This window comes from Oceanobacillus sp. FSL W7-1304, from assembly GCF_037969805.1.
In the GTDB taxonomy this organism is placed as follows: domain Bacteria; phylum Bacillota; class Bacilli; order Bacillales; family Amphibacillaceae; genus Oceanobacillus; species Oceanobacillus profundus.
This window is the reverse complement of sequence record NZ_CP150211.1, coordinates 538,550-553,803: the sequence shown is the minus strand read 5'-3', so window position 1 is coordinate 553,803 and position 15,254 is coordinate 538,550. Positions and strand designations below refer to the sequence as shown.

Annotated in this window: 21 protein-coding genes; 20 read left to right on the top strand and 1 reads right to left on the bottom strand. The window is 34.6% G+C overall.

Features of this window, described 5'->3' with window-relative positions; all coding sequences use genetic code 11:
• Positions 1-7 precede the first annotated feature (7 nt).
• Positions 8-1,705, top strand: coding sequence for a hypothetical protein (locus tag NYE61_RS02865; protein ID WP_303447215.1), 1,698 nt, complete (start codon positions 8-10; stop codon positions 1,703-1,705).
• Here the strand turns inward: NYE61_RS02865 and NYE61_RS02860 are convergent.
• The gene (locus tag NYE61_RS02860; protein ID WP_303447214.1) at positions 1,691-1,933 is read right to left on the bottom strand and encodes a hypothetical protein; all 243 of its coding nucleotides are present in this window, start codon (positions 1,931-1,933) and stop codon (positions 1,691-1,693) included. The genes NYE61_RS02865 and NYE61_RS02860 overlap by 15 nt on opposite strands.
• 212 nt (positions 1,934-2,145) lie before the next feature.
• Here NYE61_RS02860 and NYE61_RS02855 point away from each other — a divergent pair, with 212 nt between their 5' ends.
• From NYE61_RS02855 to NYE61_RS02765, 19 genes are all read left to right on the top strand, one after another.
• Positions 2,146-4,011 carry a DNA primase family protein gene (locus NYE61_RS02855; RefSeq protein WP_303447453.1) on the top strand — a complete coding sequence of 622 codons (1,866 nt, stop codon included), beginning with the start codon at positions 2,146-2,148 and terminating at the stop codon, positions 4,009-4,011.
• 387 nt (positions 4,012-4,398) lie between these two features.
• Positions 4,399-4,794: a hypothetical protein gene (locus NYE61_RS02850; RefSeq protein ID WP_303447213.1), complete on the top strand. Its 396-nt coding sequence runs from the start codon at positions 4,399-4,401 to the stop codon at positions 4,792-4,794.
• 112 nt (positions 4,795-4,906) lie between these two features.
• The gene (locus NYE61_RS02845) at positions 4,907-5,473 is read left to right on the top strand and encodes a DUF5067 domain-containing protein (RefSeq protein WP_303447212.1); all 567 of its coding nucleotides are present in this window, start codon (positions 4,907-4,909) and stop codon (positions 5,471-5,473) included.
• A gap of 105 nt (positions 5,474-5,578) precedes the next feature.
• Positions 5,579-6,070, top strand: coding sequence for a hypothetical protein (locus NYE61_RS02840; RefSeq protein WP_303447211.1), 492 nt, complete (start codon positions 5,579-5,581; stop codon positions 6,068-6,070).
• A gap of 4 nt (positions 6,071-6,074) precedes the next feature.
• The gene (locus tag NYE61_RS02835) at positions 6,075-6,383 is read left to right on the top strand and encodes a hypothetical protein (protein WP_339316800.1); all 309 of its coding nucleotides are present in this window, start codon (positions 6,075-6,077) and stop codon (positions 6,381-6,383) included.
• 41 nt (positions 6,384-6,424) lie between these two features.
• Positions 6,425-6,697, top strand: coding sequence for a hypothetical protein (locus tag NYE61_RS02830; protein ID WP_303447209.1), 273 nt, complete (start codon positions 6,425-6,427; stop codon positions 6,695-6,697).
• Entirely contained in the window at positions 6,684-7,073 is a 390-nt protein-coding gene (locus tag NYE61_RS02825) for an HNH endonuclease (RefSeq protein ID WP_336623540.1), read from the top strand. The genes NYE61_RS02830 and NYE61_RS02825 overlap by 14 nt, the downstream gene beginning before the upstream one ends.
• 127 nt (positions 7,074-7,200) lie before the next feature.
• A complete protein-coding gene (locus NYE61_RS02820; protein ID WP_303447207.1) occupies positions 7,201-7,812 on the top strand; it encodes a hypothetical protein in 612 nt (203 codons plus the stop codon).
• A gap of 50 nt (positions 7,813-7,862) precedes the next feature.
• On the top strand, positions 7,863-8,267 hold the full coding sequence (locus NYE61_RS02815; RefSeq protein WP_303447206.1) for a phage terminase small subunit P27 family: 405 nt from the start codon (positions 7,863-7,865) through the stop codon (positions 8,265-8,267).
• A gap of 17 nt (positions 8,268-8,284) precedes the next feature.
• The gene (locus NYE61_RS02810; RefSeq protein WP_303447204.1) at positions 8,285-9,892 is read left to right on the top strand and encodes a terminase TerL endonuclease subunit; all 1,608 of its coding nucleotides are present in this window, start codon (positions 8,285-8,287) and stop codon (positions 9,890-9,892) included.
• Entirely contained in the window at positions 9,864-10,088 is a 225-nt protein-coding gene (locus tag NYE61_RS02805) for a hypothetical protein (RefSeq protein WP_303447203.1), read from the top strand. Before NYE61_RS02810 ends, NYE61_RS02805 begins: the two co-directional genes overlap by 29 nt.
• Positions 10,089-10,095: 7 nt before the next feature.
• The gene (locus NYE61_RS02800; RefSeq protein WP_303447202.1) at positions 10,096-11,325 is read left to right on the top strand and encodes a phage portal protein; all 1,230 of its coding nucleotides are present in this window, start codon (positions 10,096-10,098) and stop codon (positions 11,323-11,325) included.
• Positions 11,306-11,908, top strand: a complete 603-nt coding sequence (locus tag NYE61_RS02795) for an HK97 family phage prohead protease (protein WP_303447200.1) — start codon at positions 11,306-11,308, stop codon at positions 11,906-11,908. The genes NYE61_RS02800 and NYE61_RS02795 overlap by 20 nt, the downstream gene beginning before the upstream one ends.
• Complete coding sequence (locus NYE61_RS02790; RefSeq protein ID WP_303447198.1) at positions 11,908-13,113, top strand: phage major capsid protein; 1,206 nt, start codon at positions 11,908-11,910, stop codon at positions 13,111-13,113. Before NYE61_RS02795 ends, NYE61_RS02790 begins: the two co-directional genes overlap by 1 nt.
• 38 nt (positions 13,114-13,151) lie before the next feature.
• Positions 13,152-13,418, top strand: a complete 267-nt coding sequence (locus tag NYE61_RS02785) for a head-tail connector protein (protein WP_303447197.1) — start codon at positions 13,152-13,154, stop codon at positions 13,416-13,418.
• On the top strand, positions 13,411-13,815 hold the full coding sequence (locus tag NYE61_RS02780; protein ID WP_251658949.1) for a phage head closure protein: 405 nt from the start codon (positions 13,411-13,413) through the stop codon (positions 13,813-13,815). Before NYE61_RS02785 ends, NYE61_RS02780 begins: the two co-directional genes overlap by 8 nt.
• Entirely contained in the window at positions 13,816-14,196 is a 381-nt protein-coding gene (locus NYE61_RS02775; protein WP_251658947.1) for an HK97-gp10 family putative phage morphogenesis protein, read from the top strand.
• Entirely contained in the window at positions 14,193-14,585 is a 393-nt protein-coding gene (locus tag NYE61_RS02770; protein ID WP_303447196.1) for a DUF3168 domain-containing protein, read from the top strand. Before NYE61_RS02775 ends, NYE61_RS02770 begins: the two co-directional genes overlap by 4 nt.
• Complete coding sequence (locus NYE61_RS02765) at positions 14,585-15,181, top strand: major tail protein (RefSeq protein WP_251658943.1); 597 nt, start codon at positions 14,585-14,587, stop codon at positions 15,179-15,181. The genes NYE61_RS02770 and NYE61_RS02765 overlap by 1 nt, the downstream gene beginning before the upstream one ends.
• The last annotated feature ends 73 nt before the right edge of the window (positions 15,182-15,254 follow it).

Here is a 15,254-nt window from a genome sequence, read left to right as displayed (position 1 = left end):
ATAAGTAATGCTTTTCTATGACTTTGAAGTATTTTATGATGACTGGTTAGTTGTCATAATTGATGCAGCTGCCAAACAAGAATATACCTTTATCAATGATGAACAAGGATTAATAGATTTTTATAATGAACATCGTAACTATATTTGGGTAGGTTACAATTCTCGTCACTATGACCAATATATCTTAAAAGCTATCATTTGTGGGTTTAGTCCACAAGAAATTAATCATTGGATTATTGTTAAGCGTGAACAAGGTTGGAAGTTCTTTAAGGACTTTTGGAAGATACAGCTTTTCAATTTCGATATTATGACGAATAAGTTTCGCTCACTTAAACAGCTTGAAGGTTTCATGGGCCACGATATTCGGGAAACATCCGTATCATTTGAAACAATGCGAGAATTAACAGATGAAGAGATCCATGAGGTAATTAAGTATTGTCGCCACGATGTTCAGGAAACAATGCACATTTTCGCTGAAAACATTGATGAATTTACTTCACAAATGGAATTACTGAAAATGTTCGATTTACCATTGAGACATATAAGTAAAACGAAAGCACAGCTGTCAGCTTTCATTCTTGATGCAAAGCAGCCCAACATTCCACGTACCGACGAATTTAATTACACATTACCAGATACGCTGCAGGTCAATAAATATACTGAAGTACTTGATTTCTATAAAAGTGCTAAAGATCATATTGATCCATATTCATTAATTCATGAAATTGATATAGCTGGTGTACCACATATCTTTGCTTGGGGCGGCATCCATGGAGCTAGACAAAATTATTATGGTGAAGGTCATTATTTATTAATTGACGTAGCTTCATATTATCCAGCATTGATGATCGAATATGATTATTTATCTCGTAACGTAAAGGATCCGTCAAAGTTTGAGGAAATTCGTGATACCAGAATAAAATATAAACTTGCCAAAGATAAACGCCAAGCACCATTGAAGATTGTAATTAATGGAACTTATGGAGCAATGAAGGATAAGTACAATGGTCTTTATGATCCGCTCCAAGCAAACAATGTGTGTATCGGTGGAATGACTCTTTTGCTAGATTTGATAGAAAAAATAGAGCCACACTGCACATTAATTCAGAGTAATACAGATGGTGTCTTGGTTAAATTGAATCATCCTGATGATTATTATTTAATTGATGATATTTGTTATGAGTGGGAAGAGCGCACCAAAATGGAATTGGAATTTGAAGAGTACGTTAAAGTCATTCAGAAGGACGTTAATAATTATATTTTGGTGGCCGAAGATGGGAAATACTATTCAAAAGGTGCTTATGTGAAAAAATTAAATCCATTGGACAATGATTTACCAATAGTAAATGAAGCTGTTGTTAAATATTTTATCGATGGAGTTGAACCTGAAGAGACTATTTTCAACTGTACGGAATTACTTAAATTCCAAAAGGTAGTAAAAATTAGTAGCAAATATGAATACGCCAGGTACGGAACCCGACGCATGAGTGAAAATGTATTCCGTGTTTTTGCTTCCATTGATAAAAACGATGCAGAATTATTAAAGGTACGGGATGGATCAGCAAGCAAAATCGGATACACACCAGATAGATGCTTTATTGTGAATGATGATGTAAGAGATATGAAAGTACCGTCAAAATTAGACTACTGGTGGTATCTCGATTTAGCAAATAAACGAATAAATGATTTTTTAGGGTCCGAATAAAAAACTTAAAACGTCTTTGTAGAACGTGTTTATTTCTTCTCTTGTTGCAAATATTATCGACATGAATCCTGAAACATAACAGGTTAATGCACCAATTATATCTCGTTCAAAATTGATTATGCTAATTAAAAATGACCTCCCTTTTTCAGATACTTCAGAAGTTAATTCGTTTGGGTCAAATGTGGAGGCCGATGTGGGATTTTCAATATCTTCAAGTGTTTGATTCATAAGTGAAATTGGAAATTGCAGTAATTCGTACCCAGCGTTTTTTGTGTCATTATAACTTTGATGTATCGAAAAACCTATTAATATTAAAATGATTCCTACAATTACTAGTAATGTCTTTCTGATTTTTACCACCTCTTTTATATTCAGTACGTATTTACTAAGTTTAAAGTTTCATAATTAATATATTTTTAGTAAGAAAGTAGGTGATTAGAATCTATAAAGGATATTTAAAAGGATACGGAAAACATGCTGCAACATCATTTAAGAATGGTGAAAAACTATTATCCTATCATACTGTACGGAAGCATGATTCATTTGTTGGGATATTAGATGACGAATATATCATGGTAGATATTGATGATATCGATGAAGCTGAAATATTATTTGAAATTGTTGAGGACAAGGACATTCAATGTTCTGTCCTCGAAACAACGAACGGAATGCATTTTTACTTTAAAGGGTACGACATAACAGCTAATAAAATTAAGTGGTATTCCAATATTGGCTTAAAAGCTGACTATAAGTTAGGTATTAAGAACACTGCTGATCCACTTAAAATAGATGGTCATTCTCGTAAGTGGATCCGTAAGGCAAATCAACATGAACCATTACCAGCCTGGTTATATCCTTATTCAAAGAAAAATCCTAATCTTAATAAATTAGCTGAAGGAGACGGCCGGAACGATAAGTTATTTACCTATATTCTAAAAATGCAATCCCAGGGCATGGCCAAGAAAGATATAAAAGAAACGATCTCCATTATTAATAAATACATAATGGAAGAACCCGTTTCTAATAATGAGTTAAATATTATCTTACGTGATGATGCATTTATGAAAGAATCTTTCTTCATTAAAGGTGTTTTCCACCATGATAAGTTTGGTGATTTCCTTATCAATGAGCACCATATCTGCAAGATAGCAAACGTACTGCACATTTACCAAGATGGTGTTTATTCAGACCGTGAAGAAGACATTGAGCGAATGATGGTAAAGCATATTTCCTCTTTAACACGTGCAAGAAGGCAAGAAACACTTGCTTATATACAATTAAATGCTAAAGAGAAAAATTTCGCACCTACCAAATATGTGCCGGTAAAAAACGGAGTATTCAATTTAGAGACTTGGGAGCTGCAAGACTTTGATCCAGCCATTATAACTCGTAATAAAGTACCGGTTGCATATGTACCGAATGCTTACTATGAAGTGACTGATAAAACATTATCTAAGCTTGCCATAAATGATAAAAAAATACGGGCCATCCTGGAAGAAATACTTGGTTACATTTTATTCCGTCGTAATGAGTTTGCAGCAACTTTTATTCTCACCGGTGATGGTTCTAATGGTAAATCATCCTATTTAAAAATCATCCGTAAATTAGTTGGTCCTGAAAATACTGCTTCATTAGATTTACGTGAGCTGGATCAGCGATTTAAAACAGCTGAACTGTTTGGAAAGTTAGTTAATATTGGTGATGATATTTCAAAAGGATACATCAAAGAATCATCCGTATTTAAAAAACTATCAACTGGTGAGACTCTGAACGTAGAAAGAAAAGGCATGGATCCATTCGATATGACAAGCTATGCAAAGTTAATATTTAGTGCTAACGAAATGCCGCGTATTAATGATTACAGTGATGGATTAGGCCGGAGGCTGCAGATTGTACCGTTTAAAGCTAAATTTTCACCTAATGATGCAGATTACGATCCGTTTATCACTGATAAGCTACTCTCTGATGAAAGCATGCAGTACATTTTAAATGTAGCACTTAACGCTCTTAAGAGATTGCTTAAAAATAATAAATTCACACAGTCGAAAGCTATTGAATCCGAAATGGAAAAATATGAAGAAGAAAACAATCCGATTATTAGTTTCATAAACAATGAGGAAGTGGAATTAGAGAGAGCCGTCATTAAAGATGTTTATGATATGTATCGATTATATTGTTCAGATAATGGATATCAATCGGTAAGTAATATCAGTTTTAGTAAACAAATTCGTCAATTATTTGGTTATGTATCAAAGCAACAACGGATTGATGGTCAAAATAAAAGATTATTTATTAAAGAAGAATAATTTTTAGAGCTTGACCATTTTCGGTCAAAAACAGGGGGTATTTGACCATTTTTGGTCACAAAATTGTATAAATTACACCTAAAAACTGGTAAAAATCGCCCTTGTAACAGTTAAATGCGTTACACGTAACAGATAACTGTTACAAATAATAGTCAGTCATATCAAGGCTTTAAAGGGTGTGTAACAGGTGTAACAGATAAAATCACTTTCTTAATAAATATATAGTAAAAAATAAAAAAAGAATATATATATAAGAAATATAGGGGTAAATGCGTTACACTTTGTAATTTGAAGTGCTTCAATCACATGTGCGCCAAGGCTTTAAAGGGTGTAACAGATGTAACAGATTGTAACGCATTTTACTCAAAATAAGGTAGGTGAAGCAATTTGTACGAATGGTTGCTAGATTATCAAAAATTATCAAATGAAATAGATTATCTAGAATATAAACTCGAACGCGAAAAAAGAGAATTGAAGAGATGGTCTTCAGGTGATTTATATAATGTAAAGTTAAATGAGAATTCTATTGCTTCAGGACTAGAAGATACTATATTTAATATCGAATATGAACTTGCTCATAAGATGAATGAATTACTAAATGCTGAAAGGTTAATAAAAACGTTTAAAGGGCTAGAAAATCAGATTTTATTTTATAAATATGTAAAAGGAAAAACATTAAATGATGTTGCAATTGAGTTAGGATATAGTCCAGGACATATTTATAATAAGCATGCCGAGATAATGAAACGGATCGATTTCGCATATAAGATTAACTTAAGTTAAAATGAAGCGATAGAAACTATTGTAATTTCGTATTATAGTAATAGCATAAACAATTGCATAATCTTTCCAACTCTAGGATAATAGAACTAATATTAAAGGGGAGTTGTAAAAGATGAAGAAGTTTTTATTTATTTTATTTGTATCATTGATTTTAACTGCATGTGGTGATTCTACTGATAGTAATGATTCTCAAAATGAGTCTAACAATGAATCTATTAGTGAAGAAACCGTAGAGTCAACAGAAGAAGAAAACTCTAATACTGATGATGTTTACTTCAAAGACAATGAGGCTAAGATTAATGATTTAAAGATCAAGATTACAGAAACTAAAGTTATACCAGCAGGAGAACCAGGTAATGAATATGGAGAGAAACCAGTATTTGCTATTTGGTATGAAACAACAAATCTTACCGATAAAGATATAGACCCAAGTACAGCATGGTTTGCAGTATTTACAGCAATACAAGATAATGATCCTAATGCAATAAATGAGTTAGAAGTTGGATCTTTACCAGATGAAAACCATTTAGACTCACAGTTAGAAACTATTAAAAAAGATGGTACAGTTGAAAATTCTATCGCATATGAATTAGATGACCTAGAAACTCCTGTAACCTTGGTTGCAACTCAAGGGCTTGTCGGTGAAGAGTTAGGTAGAGTTGAATACGAAATTAAATAAATTACATTTATAAAAAGACATCTCATAAAGAGGTGTTTTTTTGCATTGCATAATCTTTCCAAACCAATCATAATTAACTCATATAAACAAGTGGGGGCGATTAGTTTGAGAAAGGTATTATTTTTATCAATAGCAGCGTTGATATTTATTGTCGGATGCTCAAATGATTCTAATGATGAAGAGGAACAGAATGAAACAGAGCAAGTAACTGATGCTGCAGATGAAGAAACGGAAGATCAACAAGAAGATTCAGAAGCATTTGCAGATCGCGAAACATTACCATTTGATATAAATGAATTCGAAGAGGTTTACACAAATAAGTTTAGAGAAAGTATTGGAACTGGAGAAGGAACTCAGTTAGCAGTTAAAGAAGAAACTATTGCAATGATAAATGGATCAATGAGCGAATCAATGATTCTATTGTATACATTGAATGATTTAACAGAAGGAAATGCACTTGGAGAGTATGTTGAAGAATTTCATTCTGATTTAATGAACGATACTTTTTATACGGATGATGTTTTACTAAATGGTTTGGAGATTAATATAACAGCGACTGATATAAATTCGGTTTCTGTTTCTGTATTCAAGGAGTGATTAAATGCAGCTAGAATGTAATGATTGCTTTGCAGTCTTTGAAGTAATCGATCTTAAACAAAAGGTAATGAAGAATCAAATCCATAAACATTACTTCACTTGTCCGGATTGCAATCACAAATATGTTTCCTACTATACTGATGCGAAGATGCGACGTGATATTAAACGGAACATGAAGAAACGTAAACAGTATGCCCAGACAAATACAGTTGAAGAATCAAGAAGACTGCTCGCTGAAATTAAAATGAATGATAAGCTTCTTAATAAAGATAAGGATGCTTTGAAAGATAAAATGACTAAGGCACTTACTTAATTGTAGGTGTCTTTTTATTATGCATAAAAGGAGATGAAGTAATGAAACAACCAGATTGGATTCCACCAAACGTAGAAGAAACTAATGAACCACTGCTTGTCATCAAACTGGATAATGAATTAGCAGTACCGAAAGTATTTTACGAAGGTAAAGAGATTACAGGTAAGATCAGAGTCTCGTTTGATTGGGAAACAGAGACTGAAGAATCGGGTTCCGGTGGAGTTAAATATAACGTTGATTATGTTGAGCCAGTGAATGGAGAAGTGGTTCGTAAAGGCTATGGTCTAGCTAGAGGCAAGTATGCATTCGATTAGCACTAAGCCATTCAAGATATGCAGAGAGTTCAGCTGCAACAACTTAACGAAAGATTCTTATTGTGAAGAACATAAACACATTCAATTGGAGAAAGAACTTAAGCGACACAGACATTACAACAGGCAACGTGATCCTATCCTTAAGAAGTTCTACAACAGTAAAGAATGGATAGCACTACGTGATTACGTAATGATGATAAACAATTACTTGTGTGTAAAGTGTCCCATGACTACAGCTGAAGAGGTGGACCATATCATACCAGTTAAGGTTGATTGGTCATTAAGATTAGACATAAACAATTGTCAACCACTATGTCATGATTGTCACAACAAGAAAACGGCAGAGGACAAAAGAAAATATGGGAGGGGTAGGTGAAAATTTCATTTTGAAATCGCTGGAGAACCCACACCCCCTCAAGCGTGCAACTTTTTGACTTTTTAGGGGTGGGGGGGTTGAGTTTAATTTCACTTACCGTAAAATAGTACTATAAAGGGGGTCGGTTATGAACGTAGAATCTAAATTGCTGGTTAGATATGGAATTCCAGGTTGGTATTTTGTTTTTAGTTTATTTGTAATTAGTAAAATTATTGGGATTGATATAGTAAAAATTTCAGGAATATCGAGTGATGTGTTGTTCTCTGTCGTAATAACAGTAATAGGTGTGCCAATCGGGTATATCCTTTATCAAATTTACTTTTTAACTACTCATAAAAAGAATAAAAATGAGACTCCTGATTGGAATGTGTTTGTTTATAAATCTGTTGCTCATGAAGATAGGGAATATGTCAACGGAAGATACGCTCATATGTTAAGGGGGATTCATGAAATAGGTGTCCTTAAAGTAACATTTATTATTAGTGGATTTATAATCTACATTATCTACTTTTTATCGGAGTTCTATAGCTCATTAGTACTTTATGGGTTTGGTGGGTTTAATTTAGTGTCACTTCTACTAAGTATATTTAAAAGAGAATTTTTCATTATGCTTTTCTTTACATTAATAAATTTATGGCTAGCACATATTACGAAGAGAAATTACAAGTTTAAGCAATCGGAGCTTGAGGCCTATATGAGCGGAATTAAAAAAGGTAAACAATTAATAAGTTTAAAATAAAACTAGAGTATAAACTCTAGTTTTATTATTTTCAAAGTAGGTGATGGTATGTGACAAAAGATATGTTCAGAGTTCCATCTTGGTTAGATAATATGGCTAAAACAGAATGGAAAAGAGTACGAGAAATAATAGATCTTAGCTCTTTCACAGAAATGGATTTGAAAGCACTTGAAGCCTATTGCCAGGCATATGCGAAGTGGAAGAGATGTGAAATGACCCTCATGAAAGAGGGGTATACATTTGAAACGCCAAAAGGATATGTTCAACAAAGGCCTGAAGTCTCCATTTCGAATAACGCTTTAAGTGACATGCATTCGATCGCTAAAGAATTAGGATTTACTCCTGCATCACGTATCCGAATGGATAAAAACAAAGGTGAAGGTTCAGGAGGTAGTGGAGGTGGTGCGAAAAATGGAAATAGAACAGATCCAGAGATGGAAAACATGATAAGTTAGAAAAGGATTGAGGGGGTATGTCATTAAAAGAGTTAGTCAATCAAGACCATTTAACAGATGAATATTATTTTGATAAAGAAGAAGCGAGCAAATTTAAACGTTTTGCGGAGAAATTAAAACTTCCTGATGATAACAATTTTGGTTTTATTAAATTATTGACGTTCCAGCTTATTATTGCCATTGAAATATTGGCTATAAAGCGAAAAAGAGACCATTCTAGACGTTTTCGAGAAGTGTTCATAACAATGCCTAGGAAAAACGCTAAATCCTTCTTGGTGGCTCTAATTATGCTTTATATCTTCTTTACAGATAAACAACGTGGTCAACAGAATATTATTGTTGCCAACAGTCGTGATCAAGCAGCTAACGTATTCGATATGATCAAGTTTATGGTCGAAAATAATTCTACTTTGATGAAGCATTGCCGCATAGTAGCTAGTAGACGTGAGATTATTCGTCACAATGGTTCCTATATCAAAGTAATGTCATCAGACGCAGGTAGACTGGATTCCTTTAAACCGTATATAGCCTTAGTAGATGAAACGCATGAGGATACAACAAGAGGTGAATCTTTCACCAAGCTTCAAACTGGTATGGGACAGTGGGATGAACCGTTAATATTCTCTGTTACTACAGCTTCCGACGGTCAAGACAAGCATAATCTTGAATACGAAAAATATCAGTATGCTAGAAAAGTAGAATCTGGTGAAATTAAAGATGATGCATTTTATAGCGCTATTTATCGAGCTGATGACGATTGCGATTTGCTTGATGAGAAGCAGTGGATTAAAGCCAATCCTGGTATTGATTTATTACCAGGTGGATTCAGGAAATCAGAAGAAATTGCAAGGCTTGCTAAACAGGCTGTACTTAATCCAATAAAAGAACCCAATTTCAGACGTTACTATTTAAATCAACACGTTGTATTAATAAATGAGCGTGCAATAAATATGGAGTATTGGAATGATAGTGCTGCTAAAGAGGATTTATCTTTCCTTAAAGGACGAGCTTGTTATGCAGGAATGGACTTATCTATTTTGAAAGACTTCACAGCTTTTGTTTTGGTATTTCCAGTTGATGATAAGTATTATGTCATTCCATATTTATTTAAACCAGCTGACACGCTTGTTGATGATGCGAAAACGGATGAATTCCCTTATCCAGCTTATGCAAAACAAGGATATATCGAAGCTACAAAAGGTGATTTTGTTAATCATAGGCATGTAAGACAAAAAATTGGTGAGCTAGCAAGGATATACGATATTAAAGAAATTGTCTTTGATAAGTTTTCATCATCTGGTATAGCTTCAGATTTACAAAATGATGGATTTATTATGGTGGATCATATACAAGGTTTTGGTTTCAGTCCTACTATATCCGATTTTTACGATTTGCTATTTGATGATTTATTAAGACACGATGGTAACCCTGTTATGACTTGGATGGCTGAAAATACACGAGCAAAAGAAAACAGTACTGGTAAGATTATGTTTGATAAAGAGCAAGGAAAGATTGACGGTATTGTTGCTATGCTCATGGGATTGACCAGGGCAATTGCTAATAATAAAACAGAAGAATACGATCCGAATAAAGCTATTGAAGAATGGGCAGCTGCAAACAGTTGAGGTGATTTATATTAAAAAATTAATAAGAAAGACTACACAGTTCATTAGAAGTATCATCAATGAGCTTTTCATTTTGTCTGGACTCTCTTTAATTGCCTATGCAACGTATGTAATTAATACGATTGCTGCTATGTATTTGTTAGGAGCAGTCCTTGTTTTATTTGGTGTGTTCTTAGCACTCACTAGAAGGGAGTGATTAATTTGTGAAGCTATTTGGAAGAGAAATAAAAAAAGAAGATATTGATGTAGATAAATTATTAGGTAGTCCTGTTTTTAAATCTATGTTTGGTGTGAATATGGATAAAAAAGATTACAAGGAAACAACTTTAATCACTTCCTTACGCATCTTATCAGACGGAGTAAGTAAGCTCCCGCTTAAAGTACATGAAGGCAATGATACAGCGGAAAATCATCTTCTCAATAAAATGTTGAAGTTAAGACCAAATAAGCTAATGTCAGCATCTACATTATGGCGAACGATTGAATACCAGCGTAATTGGTACGGTTATTCAGTTGTTGCCATTGGAAGAGATAGAAATGGTAGAGCAACTTCTTTAATTCCATTAAAAATGGATGACGTAACCGTTTATGTTGATGATGTAGGTTTGTTAGAAAATAAGGATGTTCCTATGTTTTTCACTTATCAGCAAAACGGTAATGAATATCAATTCTTTTATGAAGATGTCCTTTATTTCTTAGGAATGACAAAAGATGGACTGGACCCAATGCCAATTCGTGAACAGCTTCAAACATTAATAGAGAATGCAAGTGAATCACAACGATTCACTAATGTTTATTTAAAAAACGGATTACATGCGCGTGGTGTCGTCAAATACATTGGTGACTTGGATGAAGCTAGTCAAACGAAATTGCAAGAAAGAATGACACGTGTTTCTGGTGGGATTGAAAAAGCGGGGCAGTTATTACCGTTGCCGATTGGCTTTGATTATCAATCTATTAGTACATCATTAGCAGATTCGCAGTTTGTTGAGTTGCAAGCATTAAGTGAAAGACAGATTGCTAGTGCTTTTGGAGTTAAAATGCATCAATTGAACAGTTTAGATCGTTCAACACACTCAAACATTGAACATCAGCAAAAAGAGTTTTATATGGACACATTACAGCCTATTTTAACTGCATATGAACAAGAAATGTCTTACAAGCTTCTCACCGAAAAAGAAATCGATGAGGGCTTTTTTATTCGCTTTAATGTTGATGCAATGTTGCGTTCAGATATTAAAACTCGTTATGAAGCTTATAACATTGGAATACAAGGCGGGATGCTCAAACCTGATGAAGCAAGAGGGAAAGAAAACCTGCCTCCTGAACCTGGTGGGGATAAGCTCTATTTCAATGGAAATATGATTCCAGTTACAATGGCTGGCCAACAATATATGAAAGGTGGTGAGGGCGATGGACAAAACGGAGACTAGGGAACTAATAACTGGTGATATCGAAATCCGTGAAGATGATGATGGCAATCGGACATTGTCTGGCTATGCGGTCAAATGGGAAAAGAAATCACATGTATTAGGTTACTATTATAAGTTTCGTGAACAATTTAAAAAAGGTGCATTTGCTGATTCAATAAAAGATGGGGATCAGCGTTTTTTATGGTCGCATGAAGCAGGAAAAGTTCTTGGTCGCATTAAAAATAGTACCTTGAGGCTTAAAGAAGATGATACTGGATTACATTTTGAACTAGATTTACCTAAAACAACACTCGGAAATGACACATACGAATCTATTAAGCGTGGAGATGTGGATGGTGTTTCGTTTGGTTTTCGTAATCCAGATGACCATATAGAAGAATTTGACGACGATATTCCGTTAAGAACCATTAAAACAGCGGATTTAATCGAAGTGTCAGCAGTTGCATTCCCTGCCTATCCCGATAGTGAAGTTTCAGCTAGAGGATTTGACCGTATGAAAGAATATAGCAATGAATTAAAAGAATATCGAGAAGAACAGGCTGCAAAAATAAAAACTTTAATACATTTAGGAGGAATTGAATAATGAAAAAACAAAATAAATTAAAAATGCAATTACAGTTTTTTAACGGTGGTAAAAATAAGCGACTGGAAGAAATCGAAGCACGTTTGACGGAAATCCGTGGAATGCTTGAAGATGATGAAAAGCGTGGAGATACTTCATTTAAGGATTTAGAAAAAGAAGTGCGTGAATTGAATGAGGAAAAAGAAGAAATAGAAGCTCGTCAAAGAGTGCTTGATGGTACAAAATCAGAAGAAAAAGAGCAGAAGGAAGAAAAGCGTGATTTTGATCCATCTCAATTCCGCAAATTGGGTGGAGATGAAAAACCTCCAGAGGATGAAGAACGCGAATCTTTTGATAAGTATCTTGAAACACGTGATATTACAGAAGATGGCTTGAAATTGGATGAAGGTTATGTGGTTGTTCCAGAAGAAGATAAAAAAGAAATAATTGAATTAGCTGATGACATTGTTAGTCTAAAACAGTTTGTAACTGTTAAACCTGTTTCAACTGGCAGTGGTACACAACCAGTTAGAACTACAGCAAAAGCAACATTAAAAACAGTTGCAGAATTAGCCGAAAGTCCAGCAATTGGGGTAACACCATTCACTGAGGTTGACTATAAAGTAGAGACTAAACGTGGCTATATCCCTTATTCAGAAGAATACAAGCAAGATGGAATTAACCTTGTTGGTGATTTGAAACAGTTCATCGGTGAAGTTGTAGTTAACACTGAAAATGACGATATTTTAACTGCATTAAGTACAGTTCGTGCAAAAACGGTTGCATCTGTTGATGAATTAAAAACTCTTGTAAATACAGGTTTTAAGTCTGGAAAGAAAGACCGAATCAAGTTCTTAATGAGCCAATCTGTCTTTGATAATTTTGACCGTATAAAAGACAAAAATGGTCGTTACTTACTTCAAGAATCAATTTCTGCAGCTACTGGTTACAAGATACTAAATAAGGATATTGTCGTGCTTGATGATGAATATTTCCCTAACAAAACAACAATGTTTGTTGGCGACTTGAAAGAAATCGTGTACTTTGATCGTTCTCAAGTTCGTGTCCAATGGACAAATTACCTTCACTTTGGTGAGTGCTTGGGTGTTGCGATTCGTAACGATGTTGGAAAGGTTGAAGATGAAAAAACAAAAGTTAACATCTACAAGGTAACAGTTAACATTCCAACTGAGCCTGCTGAGCCAGAAGTACCTGAAGGAGCGTAAGATTAATTTCTTGCGCTCTTTTTGATTGGAGTGATTAAATGCTTTCACTCGTAAAGCAATTTCTAAGGTTAGATGATCATTATAAATATGAAGACGAGTTACTGAATCATCTAATTGAGACAGCAAAAGAATATCTAAAAAATGCAACTGGCCAAGAATTTAATGAAGAAATAAATATACACAAGCAGATTGTTATTTTGCTAGTCACTAGCTGGTACGAGAATAGAAATACTCAAATTTCCCAGGAGCTGGATCGTACACTTACGAGCATGCTTTTACAAGCGGGGTTGATTGGTGATGTTTAGTAATAAATCACTTCAAAGTACGACAAATAAATTAACTAACCCGGCTAAATACAATAAGATTGTTCAGTTTGAAGAAATGGGAAAATATCAAAATGATGATGGTCATTGGATTGAAGGATGGGTTGAAAGTGATTTAAGAACAACGTATGCACAAATTCGTAACATCCGCGGTAATGAATTTATTATGGCTGGTGCTGAGCAAGTTAAAGTTTCGGCTAGAATAAACACTCGTTATCGTCAAGATGTCGAAGAAAAATATTATAACTTGGGTGAAAAGTTACGCATGAAATATGTTCATCCAAAAACTAATAAAGAACGAATTTTTGAAATCACCTATTTGAATAACCTCGAAGAAAAGAATATTGAATTTGAGTTCATTGTCAATGAGGTGAGATAAATGAAGTTGGATGTTTCTGGTGCTGAGGAATTAATAGCAGAATTTGAAAACATGGCAAGTGATGAATTAAGTAACTTAGAAAGCGATGCTGTAAAAGCAGGTGCTGAAATTGTAAAGAGAAATCAAATCGCTAATTGGAACAGATCTGGTGCAGATGGTGAGCATATCAAGGATGGTGTTACTATCGGTAAGGCATTTGATACAGAGGAAGGTACCGGTGTTTCAGTTGGTCCGAAAATGTCTTTAAGATGGAGGGCTAAATTTGTTGAATATGGAACAAGTAGACAACCGCCCCAAGCACCTGTTGAACGATCTAGTCAGCAGAGCGAAGGCGCAGCAACTAACGCAATGATGAACGTATTGGAAAGAGTGATCAGATGAGCGATTTAGGAAATTATGATGCACAATCGGAGTTATTCCAGGCTTTAAGAACTGATGAAGAGTTAGCTAGTTTAGCAATTGGCGGATTTCACAATTTAGTAGCTGAACAAGACTCACCATTTCCTAGGGTAGTTTATTCAGAAATAAATAACGTGCCATCAGGTCATGCAGATAATGAGGAATCAAGAGCAACTGTTAATTTCCAAGTTAGTATTTTTACAGATTCACAAACCGTTATGCATGAAAAAACAATGACTAAAGCTATCGACAGAATTATGAAGTCATTGGAATACGGGAAATACGATTCAGAAAACTTATTTGAAACTGATACAGGATTATATCACAAACCTTTAAGGTATGAAAAAAACTTTTATGGAGGTAATGAATAATGGCAGAAAAGAAAAAAGCAAGGTTAATTCACGGTCTTTCCAATTTTCACATGGCTGTTCTGAATAAAGACGATTCTACAGGCGTTGAATACGGAACTATTGAGCACATAGAGGGTGCAGTTAGTGTATCAGGTACACCAAACGAAGAGTCCACACCAAAGTATGCGGATAACGGTATCTTTGCACAGTTAGATAACTTTGAGAGTTTTGATGTTGAAATGGCTGCTGTAGATATCCCGGAAGAAATGCAAGCTGATATGTTTGGTGAAAAAGTCGTGAATGGAGTTACGTTTTCTAATAAAGATGATATTAAGAAAGAAATCGCATTAGGGTTTGAAGCGAAATTGCGTGGTGGCGGGAAACGTTTTTACTGGCTGTTAAAAGGAACACCAGCAATTATGGGGATCGAACATGCAACTGATGAAGGAACGATCACAGCGCAAGATGCGAACCTGTCTATCAGTTTTAGACCGTTAATGTATAACGGTGAATGGAGAGCGCGTTTAAGTTCAGAGATTGTTAGTACAGAAGATTGGTTTGCAGATGTTGTTTATGATGAGGAAACAGCTGAAGTATTACCAACAGCGACACCCTAATGAGCCCGAAGAACCTGAAGAAGGCGAGGGCGAAGAAGAAATAACTGAAGGTGAAGAAGGAGTGGGCTAATGC